Raw genomic sequence first — 17,738 nt, 5'->3', positions numbered from 1 at the left:
AAACAGGAAGAGCTTGTCTGAAGTGGTAGTGTCCACTTTATTCAACAGGGGTCACAGTGATTGGAGTTGGAGATAAGTAGCGGTGCGCTAAACCCAAATTGAGCATATTGTAATTTCTTGAAAGTGGCGATGCCCCGCTACCAAGTGTGCCAATTTGACCACCACCAAGATTAACGATACTTGTACTTGGTCCCGCATTAATGTTGGTATCGTGGCCAAGTCCAAAAGTTACATAAGGCGTAAATACGTGAGGCTTACTTTGCTTATCCATCTCATCAAGAAAATATTGCATATTCAATTTAACGACATCTGGTGTATTAGGGTCTGCTAATACTTTTTCGGCCTCAGAACGAGCGGCAGCAAAATTAAGTGCTCGTAAATATGAAACAGCTAGTTCTGCTCTAGCGCGGCCTAATGCTGGTTCACTGCTTAATACCCCTTGAAAAGCAGCAATAGCAGCCTCATAATCTCCAGCCTCACGCAAACTCATTCCTTTTGCAAACTGTTGCTCTACTGCAGCATCACTTGAAGCATCAGCTACAACAACTTTATCGGAAGCAAAGGTATTTTGACTGATTGCAAATGTGGAGATGACCGCCAAAAGTAGGCGTTGGTTTTTTAAGGTCGAGTTTGTCATTATTAGCTCTTTTTATTTAGTTTTTAAATTGAAAATACTAATCTAGAGAGAGTTGATTAGTACTTGATATTAGGACGTTGTGTATTTCAACGTGCGGACAGGATTGTATGCACTAATACACCATTTTGCAAACAATCTCATGAAAATATAGTGGAAATCTGCTCTAATTCAAGAACAATACAACAACTGCCAGATTCATAGTACTACTGTTGAGTTCTGATGATAGATTTGGTGAAATGTTACATTATAAATTGAGTCGTTTGAAAGGCGACTATGGGCCCTGACTTGAAGTTAGCTTACTTAAGTCAGGGCGACCGCTTTGCCCCACTTGAGAGTCAGGCGGTGAAAAATTCGTGGCAGAAGTTTGTAAGTGAGAATTGCGTTTATTTAGCCTACAATGCGGCTACTAGAAATTAGAAAATGGGGCTCTATACCATCGTAACCAATTGATTATATTGGTAGGGCGTGCGAGGATCGAACTCGCGACAAACGGATTAAGAGACCAATGATTCTACATCAAGCTTTTTTACAAATAACAACCAGATAAAACTCCAACTTTTAAAGTTGCACTATGGTTGCAAAAATAGAAATACTCGTACTCCATAATTATTTATAAAAAAATATAACTTATTGATAAATAATATTTAATTTGGTGCCCCCGACACGAATCGAACGTGTGACCCTCCCCTTAGGAGGGGGATGCTCTATCCACTGAGCTACGGGGGCATATCAAGATTTCGGCTATTTTCTCACATTTCAATCCATCTCGTATTAGTGTTAACATAACTTATTGTTAATTACCTATTGCTAGCTCGCTAAGCCGATAAAACCAAACATATGACACTTAAATTAATTTTTTACACGGTTGTTTTGTTGTTAGCATTTTTTGGATATCGTAGCTACGCGATGGCTGGTCCTTCACTACAAGTTGGCGATGATGCGCCAAGCTTCACGCTGAATGATGCACAAGGGCAAACTCATTACTTATCTGATTACGCTGGTAAATATCTTGTGCTGTATTTTTACCCTAAAGATGACACACCAGGTTGCACAAAAGAGGCGTGTCATTTTAGAGATGACATGTCGCAACTTGAAAAATTAGGTGCCAATATTGTTGGCGTTAGCGTTGATAACAGCACCTCACATGCTGATTTTGCTAAAAAATATCACTTACCGTTCCCCTTACTAATAGATGCTAATGGCATAGTTGCAGAGAGCTATCACTCTCTAACAAATCTTTACATTGTAAAAATTGCAAAGCGTCATACTTTCTTAATCGACCCCGCAGGGAAAATTGCTAAGGTGTATACGAGTGTGGATACATCTAATCATTCACAGCAAATTATTGATGATTTAAAGCAATTACAGCATAAGACTTGAGTAAGTCATTGGTCATGATTCTTATGTAAGATAGAAAATTTCAACATGTAAATTAACTAAAATAATAATGAATTTCAGTCAAACATTTCCGTTAAATATCGCTTTAATCATCATGCTACTGTCTTTAATAGCAGTCGGCTTTTACTATATTAAATTAAGAAACAGCGAAGAGCTCTGGAAGTTTGCATTAGAAGGCGCTGGTGATGGAGTTTGGGATTGGGATATCAGTAAGGACAAAGCGCATTTCTCTGATCGCTATAAAGAAATGCTAGGTTTTAGTAATGAAGAGGTTGATAGCAGCATAAAGGAATGGAATAACCGAGTGCATCCTGATGATGCGGCATCATTGGCTGAAGCCGTGAGTGACTATCTATCAGGTAAAGCGGAAAAGTATATGCACGAGCATAGAGTCATCTGCAAGGATAGAAGTATCAAGTGGGTAATGTCGCGAGGCATGATAGTGAAGCGCGATAAGCATGGTAAGCCCTTGCGCATGGTGGGTACGCACACTGATATTACTGCACGTAAATTGCTGGAAACGCGTTTAGAAAATCTAGCACATTTTGATGCTTTAGCTAATGTACCTAATCGTACATTATTTAACGATAGGCTTAAGCTGGCGCTATCTTATGCTAAACGCGAAAAAAAGATGCTTGCTGTCATGTTTATTGACTTAGATCTATTCAAAGAAATTAATGACTTATACGGCCATGAAACTGGCGATATCGTCCTCAAAAAAGTCTCAAGGCAATTAGTCTCATGTGTGCGAGAGTCTGACACCGTTGCACGTATGGGTGGTGATGAATTTGTGATTTTACTGCCGATTGTGGACGATATAGAGGACGTAAAATTGGTCGCCAGTAAAATTGTAGAGGTGGTAGCGCAGCCGATTAAAGTAGCTAAAACACATTTACATGTCACTTGTAGCATCGGCATCGCCATCTACCCACAACATGGCAAGGACGAGAAGCTATTAGTCATTAATGCCGATATGGCAATGTATCAAGCTAAAAAGAGCGGTAAAAACCAAGCTAAATTTTTTGAAGAAGCCATGTTAAATTAGAGGCTTTGACGAACACGCCAAAGCCTCTTGAGGTTGATTGAAATGGTGTGGTTACGAAAGTATTGTTTTTTAATTAACGGGCTAACTAAAGTGCTTAGTAAGGTAAGTCAAATAAAAGAAACTCGACATCGTTAGCATTAGTAAACTCCAATAAAGAAATATCTTTAACTCTCAAAGAATCTCCAGTTTTTAAAGCATTACCGTTAACATCTACTTGCCCACGAATCACATGTACATAAGCAGTACGGCCTACTTGCAACTGATGCTGAACTTGATCTCCAGTATTCAGTATTGATGCATAGAGATAAGCATCTTGATGAATGAGCACAGCGCCATCTTTATCATCAGGTGAACCAATTAAACGCAAACGACCAACTTTAGAGTCCAAATCAAAATGTTTTTCTTCATAGCTAGGCGCAATACCTTTAACATTTGGTTCAATCCAAATTTGTAAAAAATGGACGCGCTCAGCACTTGAGTGATTAAATTCACTATGACGCACGCCAGTGCCTGCGCTCATTCTTTGCACATCACCATAACTAATAACAGAGCCAGTACCCATGCTATCTTTATGCTCTAAAGAACCACTTAAAACATAAGTGATAATCTCCATATCTTCATGTCCGTGGGTTCCAAACCCTTTACCAGCCTGAACACGATCTTCATTAATCACGAGTAATGGCCCAAATCCCATGGCTTCAGGATTGTAGTATTGGCCAAATGAAAATGAATGGTTGGATTGCAACCAACCATGGTCTGCGGCACCGCGACTACTATTTTTACGAATCTCTAACATGGCAATCTCCTTTAAAGTTTTTACGAAATCATCAATTAATTAGAATATAATTATTGTCTAATTAATCTTATTTACTAGGCATGTGTGCAGTATGAACTGGAAGATGAATGATGAAAAACGGAAAAAATATCAACCTATCATCGAAAAAATCGAATGTTTAGAATTAGCCTAGACGCATTACTGATATTGGATGCCATTGATCGTCTAGGATCTTTTGCAGCAGCGGGAAATGAACTATATAAAGTACCGTCAACGATTTCATACACCGTAAGTAAGCTAGAGCAAGATTTAGGCGTGAAGGTATTTGAACGCCTAGGACCCAAAGTCGCCATTACCAAAGCAGGAAGTGAGCTATTAAAAGAAGGTCGCCACTTATTAAAGGCTGCAAGTGACTTGGAGCATAGAGTCAGAAGAGTCGCATCAGGTTGGGAAACTGAACTCACGATAGGGATGGACTCAGTATTCTCGCCAACCTCATTAATTCATGATGTCACTGAGTTTTGCAAGGTTGCCGACCTGACAAGATTGAAGTTCTCGCAGGAAACGCTATCAGGCACATGGGAAGCACTACTTGATAGACGGGTAGACCTACTGGTTGGCGCGGCTGGTGAAGGCCCTTCTGGAGGCGGTTATCACTCACATCTCATCGGCTATATGGACTTTGTATTTGTTGTTTCACGAAACCACCCGCTAGCCAGTGTTATCAATGTACTTAGCAAAGCCGACCTTAGTCAGCACCTCGCAATCACCGTCAGCGATTCCGTTAGAAAAATGCAACCTCGAACAGTAGGTTTGCTCTTTGGACAAAATACCTTAGCAGTATCTAATATGCGTGCAAAATATGAATACCAATTAGCCGGTATGGGTTTTGGCTTCTTACCTGAGCCTATTGCACGCCAGGCAATTGCATCGGGATTATTAGTGGTAAAAGAAGTAGAAGAGCCTCGAAAACCTGAACCAATCTACCTAGCATGGCGTACAGAAGAAGTGGGCGCGGGTTTAACTTGGTGGATAGATAAGATGAAGAACCCGCACCTATTAGATAGGTTATGGTCTTCTTTCAACTAAAGTGCTTAAGATGCGAATCTATTTGAAATTGATCCATCTCTCGTTGTCAAAAACGAGGCTAATTTAAATACTGCGCAGCAGCTTTGCTACTAAAAAAGGACAAAAAAAAGACCTACAAAAAATGTAGGTCTTTTTTTATAATTGGTGCCCGGAGCCGGAGTCGAACCGGCACACCCATAAGGCGAGAGATTTTAAGTCTCTTGTGTCTACCAATTTCACCACCCGGGCAGATGGAAGGTCAACATCAAATTGCGGAGCGTATTCTAACACTGTAATGCGAATTTTTAGAAGCTGAAAATGAGTTTTTTTACACTAAAGTAAAAATTATTTATATATTTTCACTTTACTCAAAGCGGTGATGGGAATTAGCTAAAAAAATGGAAGCCTAAGCTTCCATTTTTACTTTTAACGATGCTACCAGATTGCTACAAGAACTTAACTATGTCACTTACTTTTTCTGCTCACGCACTAGCTCTACACGACGATTAACCAAATTACCCTCTTTTGGATCATTATCTGCAAGTGGCTTGCTGTAACCGTAACCTTTAGCAGATAAACGTTTAGCATCTATACCCTTTTTAACGATATAGTCCATCACTGCCTTAGCACGCTTCTCTGATAGACGCTGATTGTAATCCGCTTTTGAAGTATCTCTCTGATCGGTATGGCCAGCGACTTCTACGTTTGAATCACCCCACTCTTTCAAGGTATTAATCGCGTTATCTAACACTGGGTAGGAAATTTCTTTAATTTTAGCGCTGTTAGTCTCAAACTGCACATCAGGCACTACTTTGTTCGCTAATGACTTTGCTTCCACTTTTGCGGGCTCTACTGCTACCGGCTTAGGCACAACAATAGTCGAACTGAGTGGCTTTGCATCAGCTAGCAATGCTGCTTTATCTACAGACTCTTGTACTGGCGACACCGCCTGACATACATTTTCATCATCCATGTAACTTTCACGCTTGTACTCAGGCAAGCCACCACGCGACGCACCAATTTTATTCAACAACTCACCTTGACCCGCATAAGTTCTTGCGTAGGCTGTTTGAATATCATACTGCACATTAGCTAGGGCGCGCCGAGCTTGAAAGTATTCATTCTCACTATCTAACAAATCCAATAAAGTACGCTGACCAATATCGAACTGCTTACGATAAGCTTCACGCGCGTTCTCAATAGAGTCTTTATGTTCTGTTCGATACTTTTCTTGCTCTTTTAACTGTTGAATGTCGTTATAGGCAATGACTACTAGTTGACGAGTATCAACACAGGCTTTATCGCGTAAGTCTTTAGAATTATTAAGTTTTTCTGCTGTTTGTTTAACAGAATTTTGATCTGAAAAACCATTAAATAGATTAAAGTTCATGGTCAACTCAAGTAAATCAGCGGCACTTGAACTGAATCTACCATCATTACTAACACCCAAATTCTTACGCGCTTGTAAGTCTAACTTGGGGTAATAACGTGATTTTTTAGTTTTAATTTCATCTTTACTCGCCTGAATATCTTCAATCGTTGACAATAAATCTGGGTTTTGATTGTATGCAACCTTTAAGGCTTCAGTTGAGGTTGGCTCCACTCCCGCATTAAAAAATGTGGGCGCCTCCAGTGTTTCTGGTGGAAGCTCACCATATAGACGCTGCATACGCGCTGTTACATCATGTAGATTAGTTGTTTCAGTCAATAAGTTAGCTTCAGCTAAAGCTAATCGCCCAGCAGCCTGCTCTAAATCGACTTTACGAGCCACCCCTGCGTTCACACGCTCTTGAATGCGGTCAAACAATTGCTTATGCAACACATAGTTTTCTTTTGCATACTCACTTAATTCGCGATAGCGACTAATATCTATATAGGCACGCATAAACTCTAGCGTCGTATTTTGCATGGCGCTTTGTAGTTCGTAATAACGTACACGATTCGCATGGCCCAGACGTTTAACCTCGTTACTGGTTGCGAAGCCATCAAAAATCATTTGTCGCAAAACCAACTCATTGTTAAAGCGAGGAATGTTGGTTCCATCAGACACTGTAAGAAGCTGCTCTTGACTTCTATAGGAAGATACAATATCTGCTTTAGGTAAAAAATTACCGTGTGCTACATCTTGCTCGAAACCTGATTCTAAAAAACGATGATAACGTGACTGCACTTCAGGGTTTGCAGTAACCGTTTTCTCTACCATTTCTTTTAAAGTAATTAAAGAGCCTGCGGCATAACTAATATTACTGAGCGTTACACCAACGCTAGAAGCCAAGATTAGGGCAATTAATTTGTATTTAAATTTTTGATTCAAAATATTTTTCCTTTAAAATTTCAGCGAGCTTCAAGTAGCTATTCACTAGCACGTTCTAAAAATATAACTTTTTAGCCTGAAATTTATTGTTCTACGTTTAGTACGTATTCAATGAATGATAAAAAATACGAAAGCTTACAAGCATTTAATTTGGTTAATACGCGGAGTATTACTAATTGGTTGCAATATCTAACACTTTGCTTATTTTATTTTTAACACTTTGTTAACGCTCTGAATAATACAGTTTTCGAGCTACTTAATCAATAAGCACATGTTTTATTTGGATAATTCAGGCTAGTATTAACAATAGTTTACATTGCGAACGTAATTGTACTTGATACATACCAAGTTTGCTGTCACCCAATTGGGTAAAAATTATGCGTGAATACGCTAAAAACAAACCCTAATTAATCTAATTTTATATATGTCGTTTAAAAAAACTGTTGTAAAAACCTGTTGGTTTAGTATTTAAGTTGATTGATAATGATAGCCTTGCTTAATAAATCATCATTTTAATGTCAACTCCTAATGGCAGTAAAACAAAGCTACCCGCACTTACTTTAGCCGCACTTGGCGTAGTATTTGGAGATATCGGTACAAGTCCTTTATACACAATCAAAGAGGTGTTCTCTGTAGGCACACACCCTGTGCCGCTCACCGAAGCTAATATGTATGGCATATTATCGCTGATTGTTTGGGCGCTTATCATGGTGGTTTCGGTCAAATATGTTGCATTTATTATGCGTGCAGATAACCGTGGTGAAGGTGGCATTATGGCTTTGCTTGCATTAGCAAGCCACAACGCTGGCAGTAACATCAAGAAGCAACATACCATTATGTTGCTAGGCATTCTAGGCGCATGTATGTTTTATGCAGATGGCATGATTACACCCGCTATTTCAGTACTGTCTGCGGTTGAAGGGCTTGAACTTGCAGCGCCTATTCTACATCCACTCATATTGCCAATTACACTGGTGGTTCTTTTTGCTTTATTTTGGGCGCAAAGTAAAGGCACTGCATTGGTTGGTGCATTTTTTGGCCCAATCATGCTGCTGTGGTTCGGTACCCTAGGTGTGTTAGGCATTCAAAGCATCATGCAAAATCCAAGTATTCTGCATGCATTAAACCCGATATATGCTATTCATTTTTTTACAGTTAGTCCATGGATTGCTTTTGTCGCACTTGGTGCTGTAGTACTTGCAGTGACTGGTGCTGAGGCCTTATATGCAGACATGGGGCATTTTGGACGCTATCCTATTCGCCTAGCTTGGTTTGGTTTGGTTTTACCTGCCTTAATTTTAAATTACTTTGGACAAGGCGCGCTCATACTGCAACATCCAGAAGCGGTTAAAAATCCATTTTACTTACTTGCTCCAGAGTGGATGCTTTTTCCACTGATCCTATTAGCCACACTGGCTGCGGTTATTGCCTCACAAGCTGTAATTACTGGTGCATTCTCTGTCTCTCGCCAAGCCCTGCAATTAGGCTATTTGCCACGTATGCATGTTGAACACACGTCTGAAAGTCAAGAAGGTCAAATTTATATGCCACGCGTTAGCTGGGGCTTGATGGCCGCAGTGATGGGATTGGTATTAACCTTTAAATCGTCAGGTAATTTAGCCGCCGCTTATGGTATTGCAGTGACTGGCGACATGGTCATTACAACCTTGTTAGCAGGTATTGTGTTTCATAACCTTTGGGGATGGAGCAAATTGCGTACAGGTTTGTTAGTGGCTATGTTTCTCACTGTGGATGTTGCTTTTTTCAGCGCAAACGTTCTAAAAATTCCTGATGGTGGCTGGGTACCGCTCGCCATTGGCATTGTCATTTTCACCTTGATGCTCACGTGGAAAACAGGTCGCGGAATAGTCTATACGAGGCTTAAAAATGAAGCCATGGCCTTAGACCCATTTATTGAGGCGATTGGCGCGCATCCACCAACACGTGTTCCTGGTACAGCACTATTTATGACGCCAAACCCAGATGGCGTGCCACATGCCATGCTGCACAACTTAAAACACAACAAAGTATTACACGAGAAAATGGTAATACTCACCGTCAGATTTCTAGACTATCCTCATACAGCGGAAGAAGAGCGTGTGAAGTTAGAAGTGCTACCGCACGAGTTCTATAAAGTTACCGTACAATACGGCTTTAAAGATGAGCCCGATTTACCACGCGACTTGCAACTTTGTACTGAAAAAGGCTTAGTGTTAGATGAGATGGACACTTCATTCTTTATCGGTAAAGAAATTCTGATTGCCAGCGGCAAGTCTGGTATGGCTTTCTGGCGCAAGAAGATATTTATTGGCTTATTTAGAAGTGCTGAAACGATTACTAATCAATTCAAACTTCCGCCAAACCGTGTGATTGAACTAGGTTCTCAGTTAAAAATTTAACAATTATTGACGATTTCACCTTCAACTTTATACTAGACTTACGCGTTAGAAACTTAGGTATTGGTCAACGAAACCACTCACCATTTAAGTATTAAAAATTTTCAAGCCTAGGAGCATATATGAAAAAACTGACCATCATTTTACTAACAGCGATTTCATTACAACTCAACGGTTGTGCCACCACCACTAAAGATAGTGTATCTGGTGTAAATCGCTCACAATTCATGTTATTACCCGCCTCGCAAGTCGTGACCATGTCTAGCCAGTCTTATACGCAAACTTTACAAGAGTCACAAAAGAAAAATACGCTCAATACTGATAAGGTACAACTAGAGCGTGTACGTGCAATTTCAAATAGACTGATTGCACAAGTAGGCGTATTTAGGCCAGATGCCGTGCAATGGAAATGGGAAGTCAACGTTGATAAAAGTGACCAAGTAAATGCTTATTGCATGCCAGGTGGAAAAATCATGGTGCTAACGGGTTTAATCGACCAACTCAAAGCTACTGATGATGAACTTGGTGCAGTCATTGGCCATGAAATTGCCCATGCATTACGCGAACATGGTCGTGAACGCATGTCACAAGCCTATGTACAACAATTTGGCCTACAGGCATTGGGCGCGGTGCTATCCACTGGTACTAGTGCGGCCGTTGGCAATGCCTCTATGCAAGCGGCAAGCGCTGGCTCACAGTTGTTCTTCGCATTACCCAATAGCCGTCTGCAGGAAACTGAGGCAGATAAAATTGGCTTAGAGCTATCTGCACGTGCTGGTTTTAACCCAGAGGCAGCCATTACGCTATGGCAAAAAATGAGTAAATTAAGCGCTAATAAACCATCAGAATTCTTTAGCACCCACCCATCTGATAGCACTCGTATTGCCGAGCTGCAAAAACTGGTGCCCAAAGTAAAGCCGCTTTATGATGCAGCTAAAAAAAGATAATGAAACGCTAGCAAAAATTTACTAGCTAGAAATTATTGGAAGCTCATGTCAGATATTCAATATCTGACATGAGCTTTATTTTTGGTGAAAGCACACTTTAGGTTAAAATAACGTTTTTATTAAATCAACTAACTCTGAGAGCATTATGGATCCACGTCAAAGTATTATCGAAGCGGCCTTTGAAGACCGCGCTAACATTAACCCTAGCAACGCATCTGCTGAAATTAAAGCAACTGTCGCTTCTTTAATCGCAGAGTTAGACGCAGGAACATTACGCGTGGCTTCTCGTATTGGCGATAGCCAAAACTGGGAAACACATCAATGGCTTAAAAAAGCCGTATTGCTCTCATTCCGCCTAGAAGATAATACGTTGTTAGACGGCGGCTGCACTAAATACTATGACAAAGTGCCGCCAAAATTTGCCAATTATACTGAAGAAGATTTTAAAGCTGGCGGCTTCCGTGTGGTACCAAATGCAATGGTGCGTCGTGGTTCATTCATTGGTAAAAACGCAGTGTTATTACCTTCATACGTCAATATCGGTGCTTATGTTGGCGAAGGCACAATGGTTGATACATGGGCAACAGTAGGTTCATGCGCTCAAATCGGCAAAAACGTACATTTAAGCGGCGGCGTTGGTATTGGTGGGGTATTAGAACCAATTCAAGCTGGCCCAACGATCATTGGCGACAACTGCTTTATTGGCGCACGTTCTGAAGTCGTTGAAGGTGTGATTGTAGAAGATCATTGTGTGATTTCTATGGGTGTTTATATTGGTCAATCAACCAAAATTTACGACCGCGAAACAGGCACTGTCACTTATGGCCGCATCCCATCTGGCTCAGTTGTTGTTTCAGGCAACTTACCGTCTAAAGATGGTAGCTATAGTCTTTATTGTGCAGTAATTGTTAAAAAAGTAGATGAAAAGACATTGGGTAAAGTCGGCATTAACGAACTTTTGCGTGGTATTTAATGACACTGGATTTAATTGTGCTAGATTTAATGCCTAGCTGGTATGCACAGTTGTCATAATTTCGACAGTTACCTTTTGGTCTTAGATACAAGCATTTAAATAGCGTCGTCATATAAATAGGCTGCAAGCAAGCGTTCAAAGGCTTCTGCAGCCTTTTTTGCGCCTATAGAAAACGATTTTTTGGTATGGCATAGACATTGCAATAACTCATTTAACTAACTTTAGAGGCATTTTCTAACTCAGCTTGAGTTTAGATGATGCAGTCACAATGAGTCATTACAATATAAAATTAATCGTGCTTTCTATGCTACTGGGCTATTTTGCGGTATTACTCACCTTCAATTTAGTCGGCAAGCTATATAAATCGCAAGCTGATGATAAAAAAAATTTACTGGTATATAGCAGCATCACTGTCGGCTCTAGCTTGTGGGCGATTCATTTTATTGATGTGCTAGCTTTTCCAATCATTAAATCCACTGGCTTCACCGTGATCTATTTAGCGCTTGCTTGGTTTGCTGCGGTTTTGTTTTCTGCAATCGTATTGCATATATCCAGCCAAAAAACACTCCCAGCCAACACATTGATTCTTGGTGGTTTAATTGCCAGCATCTCTGCTTACAGCATCTTCTACTTTAGCATTGCCTCAATGGAGATTCAGCCTACAGTCAGATTTACCCCATTGATTAGCTCAGTTGCGTTTATCACCATATTTTCGGTTACCTTACTCAGTATTCTCATATTCTTTTGGATTAAAAACTACTCTGGCAAATACGAATTACTGACAAAATCTATTTTTGCGGTGTTAACCTCATTAGCAATCACTGGCGTACATCTAGCGTATATGGCATCCATTGAAATTCCGTTAAATGCCTACAGTGGCGCAAATAGTGACCCCAACACGCAACTTGATAGTACTCTACTGGGCGTCACTATCGCACTAGGTCTGGTTTGCTTATTCTTGGTGGGGTTTATCGTTGCTATTTTTTACGACAAATTTGGCTACGATACATTCAAACTCAATGGGTTAAAAAATAAAAATGCTAAAGAGGCAAGTCGGTTAGCATTAGTCGACACTTTGACGCAGTTACCTAATCGCCGAGCTTTAATGGATCACTTAGAGGCAGCCACCAGAAGATGCGATAGAAATGGTGCTAGCTTAGCGGTAGCTTTTATAGACGTGGATAACTTTAAGCAAGTCAATGATACTTTGGGTCATCAAGCGGGTGATCAGGTGCTGCAAAAAATAGCTAGAAGATTAGTCACCGCAGTACGTGGCTGTGACGAAGTAGCACGGATTGGTGGAGATGAGTTTATTGCCATCATTGAAGAGGTCGACTCATATGAAGACTGCATCACAGTGATTGAGCGCATGGTAAGCGCAGTGCGCGAATCATGCATTATTAACAACTCGGAAGTGCATCTCTCTATCTCCGTTGGCGTAGCCATTTACCCTAAAGATGGAAACATTCAACAACTCATCAGCGCGGCAGATACTGCCATGTATCGCGCTAAAAAAGATGGTAAGGATCAATATCGTTTCTTTGATAGCGAAATCGCATCTGCAGCAGATCATCTTCTTGAAATGCAGCATGATTTAAAAAATGCCTTGGCGAATGATGAGCTCAAACTTCACTATCAAATTAAAATTGATAGCATCACAAGAGAACCATTAGGTGCAGAAGCGCTATTACGCTGGGACCATCCAGTGAAAGGCTTGTTGTACCCAGGCGACTTCATGCTAGCGGCTGATCGATTTGGTTTAAGTTATGCGATTAGCGATTGGGTAATTGAAGAAAGTTGCCGTACATTACAACAATTAAAAAGCCTAAGTATTCTATTCAACATTTCAATCAATATATCGCACCATCAAATGATTAACGCCAATTTAGTGAGCAATATCAATGCCATGCTAAATAGGTATGATTTACCTAAAACCAGTTTGATCATTGAGATGACAGAATCTACTGCACTCAAAAATCAAGTGGTATTCAACAATCAGCTCGCTCGTTTTAAAGAAGCTGGTATCAAAGTCACGCTCGATGATTTTGGTACATACTCTTCTAGCTTAACCAACCTTCAGAAATGGCAAGTCAGCGAACTAAAACTTGACCCAACGTTCACTGAAGATATAGAAACAAACCATAGAACACGTGGCGTGATTCAAGCGGTGATTGAGCTTGCCCACGCGCTAGATTTAAACGTAGTCGCTGAAGGCATTGAAACTGAAGGTCAGCGCCAGTTACTCGCAGAACTTGGCTGCGATGAAATGCAGGGCTATTTTATCTCTCGTCCACTTCCTGCAGATCGTCTAATCAGCTTGCTAAAAAATCTAGACCTTAACTTTACTGAAAATGGCCAATTGTTTTTTAAAGAGCTAAATGAAACCTAGATCTCTTAGAGTAGGCTCGATTCATTAGCATTCGGCACTATATTCAAATGTCCAATTCAAACGTAATTTTCTAGATTAAGCCAACTTATCAGCACAATCTCAGTACTTTGGGTTATTTCTATAGCGTATTGCTGTAAAATGCGTTTTTAATATAAAACGTTTATTTTAAACAATATTCTATGCAGCTATTTGGCATTCCAAACTGTAACACCGTGAAAAAAGCCCGCGACTGGCTAACTGCGCACCATATTGCTTACGAGTTTCATGATTTCAAAAAAAATGGTGTCACTCAATCGCTACTTGAGGCTTGGTTAAACCAACAACCTTGGGAGAAACTAGTTAACCGCGCGGGTATGACATGGCGCAATTTAAATGAGGCTGAAAAAGCTGCGGTCATCGATGCACCATCAGCGATCCAATTAATGCTAGAAAAATCCTCGGTGATTAAACGCCCAATTTTAGTTAAAGACGGCAAAATCGTTTGCTTGGGGTTTACTGAAGCAGCTTACAAAGAACTAATATGACAAATCCAAATATACAAAGCAAAACGCTCAGTTTAGCCATTGATTTGCTAACCCGTCGTTCAAACACACCCGAAGATGCTGGCTGCCAAGATTTGATGATTTCACGTCTGGAACCACTTGGCTTTAAAATTGAGCGTATGCGTTTTAGCAATGTGGACAATTTATATGCCAGACGCGGCACAACTGGTCCATTGTTAGTATTTGCAGGCCATACCGATGTTGTGCCTACCGGTCCATTAGAAAAATGGCACACGCCGCCATTCGAGCCGACTATCAAAGATGGCATGCTCTACGCACGCGGTGCGGCAGATATGAAGACCTCCCTGGCAGCGTTCATTACTAGCATTGAAGAGTTCATCGCTGAAAACCCAAATCACACAGGTTCCATTGGCTTGCTGATTACTTCTGATGAAGAAGGCGTGGCAGTAGATGGCACAGTGAAGGTTGTTGAAGCGCTAAAAGCACGTGGTGAGATGATTGACTATTGTATCGTTGGCGAACCTACAAGCAACAAAGTCGTTGGCGATATGATTAAGAATGGACGACGTGGTTCGCTCTCAGGCAAGCTGACTGTTAAGGGCATTCAAGGCCATATTGCTTACCCACATTTAGTGAAAAACCCGATTCACATGGTGGCACCCGCCATTAAAGACATGGTTGAAACAGTTTGGGATAAGGGCAACGAATACTTCCCCCCTACTTCATGGCAAATCTCTAACATGAACGGCGGTACAGGTGCGACCAACGTAGTTCCAGGCGAAGTAGAAATTCTATTCAACTTTAGATTTTGTCCAGAACTCAACGGGGCTGGTAGCACTGAGGCTAATTTAAAATCGCGTGTGCATCATATTTTAGATGGCAACCAACTCAATTACGATTTGGAATGGGAATACTCACCTCCTTACATCACACCACGCGGTAACTTAGTTGAAGCGATTACAGAAGCTATCGAACAAGCTTATGGCGTAACGCCTGAATTATCAACCACTGGCGGCACTTCTGATGGTCGCTTTATCGCTGACATTTGTAAGCAGGTGATTGAGTTCGGCCCGCTTAACGCGACGATACACAAACTTAATGAATGCGTAGGCGTGGCGGATATTGAACCGCTAAAAGAAACCTACAAACTCACGCTACAGAAATTACTAAAATAAAGAACGTCATGTCAAATAACACACAAAACCACGCAACAAACGAGCTATTCACCATTCGTGACTGGATACGCTACGCCGTTAGTCAATTCGAGGCTTCAGACGTCTTTTATGGCCACGGCACTGATAACGCTTACGATGAAGCGGTTTGGCTCATCATGAGCGCGTTACACCTACCGATGGATACGCTCAACAACTTTTTAGATGCGCGCATTACGACTGAAGAACGAATTAAGCTGGCTAGCTTTATCGAGCAGCGCATCACCAAGCACACGCCTACCGCATACCTCTTGAAAGAAGCATGGCTGCAAGGTTTGAAATTTTACGTAGATGAACGTGTGCTGATTCCACGTTCATTCATTGCTGAACTATTGGCTGACGGCTTAAGCTCATGGATTGAATTTCCTGAAATGGTTGAGAGCGCGGCAGACCTTTGTACGGGCAGTGGTTGCTTAGGCATATTACTCGCCAGCGTGTTCCCAAATGCAGCAGTTGATGTGATTGATATTTCGCAAGATGCAATTGACGTAGCCAATATCAATATTGCCAACTACAGCTTGCAAGAGCAAGTCACTGCGATTAAGTCAGATATGTTCACGGCACTTACAGGCAAAAAGTACGATTTAATCATTAGCAATCCGCCTTATGTCGATGCGTCATCAATGGCAGCACTACCGCAGGAATATCAAAACGAGCCACAATTAGCGCTAGGTAGCGGTGATGCAGGTTTAGATCACACACATACTATTTTGCGCGAAGCCGCCAACTACCTGAATGATGACGGCATCTTGATTGTCGAAATCGGCCACAACCGTGAGGCACTAGAAGCCGCCTACCCAAACATTATATTTAACTGGCTAGAAGTTTCGTCAGGTAACGAATTTGTATTTTTACTCACTAAGTCACAGCTTATATAGGCATTATTTTGAACACACAAACAACACAGCCCGTAGTTAACAATACCGTGGTTAACAACACCATTAGCTGGCAAGAAGCCAACAAAACCAAAACGGGTACTTGGCATTCTGAAAATGCCGCGCCAGTGCCTAAACGCGTTCAAATTGCAGATGACACGACAAAAGCCGACGATGCTTACAAACTTTGCTGCGAAGGTACCGCCTTAATTTGGCGTGGCGATTTTCAAAATGCCAAAATGCTGTTGCAAGCGCTTTCACGCCGCATAGATCGCCCAGGTAAAAAGCCAAAAAAACCAGCAGAAACTATGCTGGAAGCTTTTCATTTGCATCGCCAAGCTCAGTCACAAAAAGCGCGTATTTTAGGCATGTTAGTGATTGAATTAAACGTAGGTTACAACATCAGTTTACGCCGTGCGCCAGATGTAAAAGCCGCTTGCGAACATGCCTATGGCAAAAGTACTCATTCGATTGTAGTCTCTTTACGTGAAATTTTAGGTTTAGTTGGCGCTTACGAATGGAGCAAAAACGGCGTAGATATTCCCGTTATTAACAATAAAATATTCCCTAGTTATGGCGTATTTTCACCGATTCGCGGTGAGTATTTAGATTTAGTGGACGTTTCACCTCTACCGATTCCATGCAACTTAGCTTTTGATATTGGTACAGGTACAGGCGTGTTAGCAGCTATTTTGGCTAATCGCGGCATTACCAATATCATTGCCACAGACAACTCGCATCGCGCTCTAGATTGCGCATTGAAAAACGTCAATCTGCTAGGCTTAAAAAACAATGTGAAATTGGTCGAAGCCAATTTATTCCCAAGTGCAGAACATGGCAAAGCGGATTTAATTGTCTGCAACCCGCCATGGTTACCTGCGCATCCAAGCTCAGCGTTAGAGTCTGCAATTTACGATGAAAAAAGTAAGATGCTTAAAGGCTTTTTAAATGGCTTAAACGCACATTTAAATGATAATGGCGAAGGCTGGCTGATTCTTTCAAATTTTGCTGAACTTTTAGGACTAAGAACGCGTGAAGAATTACTAGGCTGGATTGCAGATGCAGGATTGAAAGTCATAGAAAGAACCGATACCAAAGCAAGACATGGTAAAACACTTGATGCTAGCGACCCATTACATGCAGCTCGCAAGGCTGAAGTGACTTCGTTATGGCGCTTGGCTAAAGCTTAAGTTTGCTCAGCATGACT

General features: G+C 41.1%; 14 protein-coding genes and 2 tRNA genes. 11 read left to right on the top strand and 5 right to left on the bottom strand.

Annotated elements, in window-relative coordinates; genetic code table 11:
• Positions 1-37: 37 nt before the first annotated feature.
• On the bottom strand, positions 38-637 hold the full coding sequence (locus PSU78_RS05455; protein ID WP_300385399.1) for a tetratricopeptide repeat protein: 600 nt from the start codon (positions 635-637) through the stop codon (positions 38-40).
• Between the two features lie 650 nt (positions 638-1,287).
• Positions 1,288-1,363: transfer RNA gene (locus tag PSU78_RS05450), tRNA-Arg, on the bottom strand.
• Positions 1,364-1,474: 111 nt separating this feature from the next.
• Between PSU78_RS05450 and PSU78_RS05445 the strand changes: the two genes are divergently transcribed.
• Positions 1,475-2,017 carry a peroxiredoxin gene (locus PSU78_RS05445; protein ID WP_300385397.1) on the top strand — a complete coding sequence of 181 codons (543 nt, stop codon included), beginning with the start codon at positions 1,475-1,477 and terminating at the stop codon, positions 2,015-2,017.
• A gap of 67 nt (positions 2,018-2,084) precedes the next feature.
• Entirely contained in the window at positions 2,085-3,080 is a 996-nt protein-coding gene (locus PSU78_RS05440) for a sensor domain-containing diguanylate cyclase (protein WP_300385395.1), read from the top strand.
• A 94-nt stretch (positions 3,081-3,174) separates the two neighbouring features.
• Here PSU78_RS05440 and PSU78_RS05435 read toward each other — a convergent pair whose 3' ends face one another.
• Entirely contained in the window at positions 3,175-3,876 is a 702-nt protein-coding gene (locus PSU78_RS05435) for a pirin family protein (protein WP_300385392.1), read from the bottom strand.
• A 153-nt stretch (positions 3,877-4,029) separates the two neighbouring features.
• Between PSU78_RS05435 and PSU78_RS05430 the strand changes: the two genes are divergently transcribed.
• Entirely contained in the window at positions 4,030-4,944 is a 915-nt protein-coding gene (locus tag PSU78_RS05430) for a LysR family transcriptional regulator (protein WP_300385389.1), read from the top strand.
• Between the two features lie 142 nt (positions 4,945-5,086).
• On the opposite strand, the gene PSU78_RS05425 is transcribed toward PSU78_RS05430, so the two are convergent.
• Both PSU78_RS05425 and PSU78_RS05420 read right to left on the bottom strand, forming a co-directional pair.
• Positions 5,087-5,172: transfer RNA gene (locus tag PSU78_RS05425), tRNA-Leu, on the bottom strand.
• Between the two features lie 220 nt (positions 5,173-5,392).
• On the bottom strand, positions 5,393-7,237 hold the full coding sequence (locus PSU78_RS05420; protein ID WP_300385386.1) for a TolC family outer membrane protein: 1,845 nt from the start codon (positions 7,235-7,237) through the stop codon (positions 5,393-5,395).
• A 515-nt stretch (positions 7,238-7,752) separates the two neighbouring features.
• On the opposite strand from PSU78_RS05420, the gene PSU78_RS05415 reads away from it, so the two are divergent.
• From PSU78_RS05415 to PSU78_RS05380, 8 genes are all read left to right on the top strand, one after another.
• A complete protein-coding gene (locus tag PSU78_RS05415; protein WP_300385383.1) occupies positions 7,753-9,636 on the top strand; it encodes a potassium transporter Kup in 1,884 nt (627 codons plus the stop codon).
• A 119-nt stretch (positions 9,637-9,755) separates the two neighbouring features.
• Positions 9,756-10,580: a M48 family metallopeptidase gene (locus PSU78_RS05410; protein ID WP_300385380.1), complete on the top strand. Its 825-nt coding sequence runs from the start codon at positions 9,756-9,758 to the stop codon at positions 10,578-10,580.
• A 145-nt stretch (positions 10,581-10,725) separates the two neighbouring features.
• The gene (gene dapD / locus PSU78_RS05405) at positions 10,726-11,553 is read left to right on the top strand and encodes a 2,3,4,5-tetrahydropyridine-2,6-dicarboxylate N-succinyltransferase (RefSeq protein ID WP_300385377.1); all 828 of its coding nucleotides are present in this window, start codon (positions 10,726-10,728) and stop codon (positions 11,551-11,553) included.
• A 268-nt stretch (positions 11,554-11,821) separates the two neighbouring features.
• On the top strand, positions 11,822-13,942 hold the full coding sequence (locus tag PSU78_RS05400) for an EAL domain-containing protein (RefSeq protein ID WP_300385375.1): 2,121 nt from the start codon (positions 11,822-11,824) through the stop codon (positions 13,940-13,942).
• Positions 13,943-14,121: 179 nt separating this feature from the next.
• Positions 14,122-14,466 (top strand): ArsC family reductase, encoded by a 345-nt coding sequence (locus tag PSU78_RS05395; protein WP_300385372.1) that lies wholly within the window; start codon positions 14,122-14,124, stop codon positions 14,464-14,466.
• Positions 14,463-15,620 (top strand): succinyl-diaminopimelate desuccinylase, encoded by a 1,158-nt coding sequence (dapE, locus tag PSU78_RS05390; protein ID WP_300385369.1) that lies wholly within the window; start codon positions 14,463-14,465, stop codon positions 15,618-15,620. Before PSU78_RS05395 ends, dapE begins: the two co-directional genes overlap by 4 nt.
• Positions 15,621-15,628: 8 nt before the next feature.
• Positions 15,629-16,534: a 50S ribosomal protein L3 N(5)-glutamine methyltransferase gene (gene prmB, locus PSU78_RS05385; protein ID WP_300385366.1), complete on the top strand. Its 906-nt coding sequence runs from the start codon at positions 15,629-15,631 to the stop codon at positions 16,532-16,534.
• A gap of 8 nt (positions 16,535-16,542) precedes the next feature.
• On the top strand, positions 16,543-17,721 hold the full coding sequence (locus PSU78_RS05380) for a class I SAM-dependent methyltransferase (RefSeq protein ID WP_300385364.1): 1,179 nt from the start codon (positions 16,543-16,545) through the stop codon (positions 17,719-17,721).
• Positions 17,722-17,738 lie beyond the last annotated feature (17 nt).

It is taken from the genome of Methylotenera sp. (assembly GCF_029945705.1).
In the GTDB taxonomy this organism is placed as follows: Bacteria; Pseudomonadota; Gammaproteobacteria; order Burkholderiales; family Methylophilaceae; genus Methylotenera.
The sequence above is the reverse complement of the archived record's forward strand: the minus strand, read 5'-3'. Positions and strand labels throughout refer to the sequence as shown.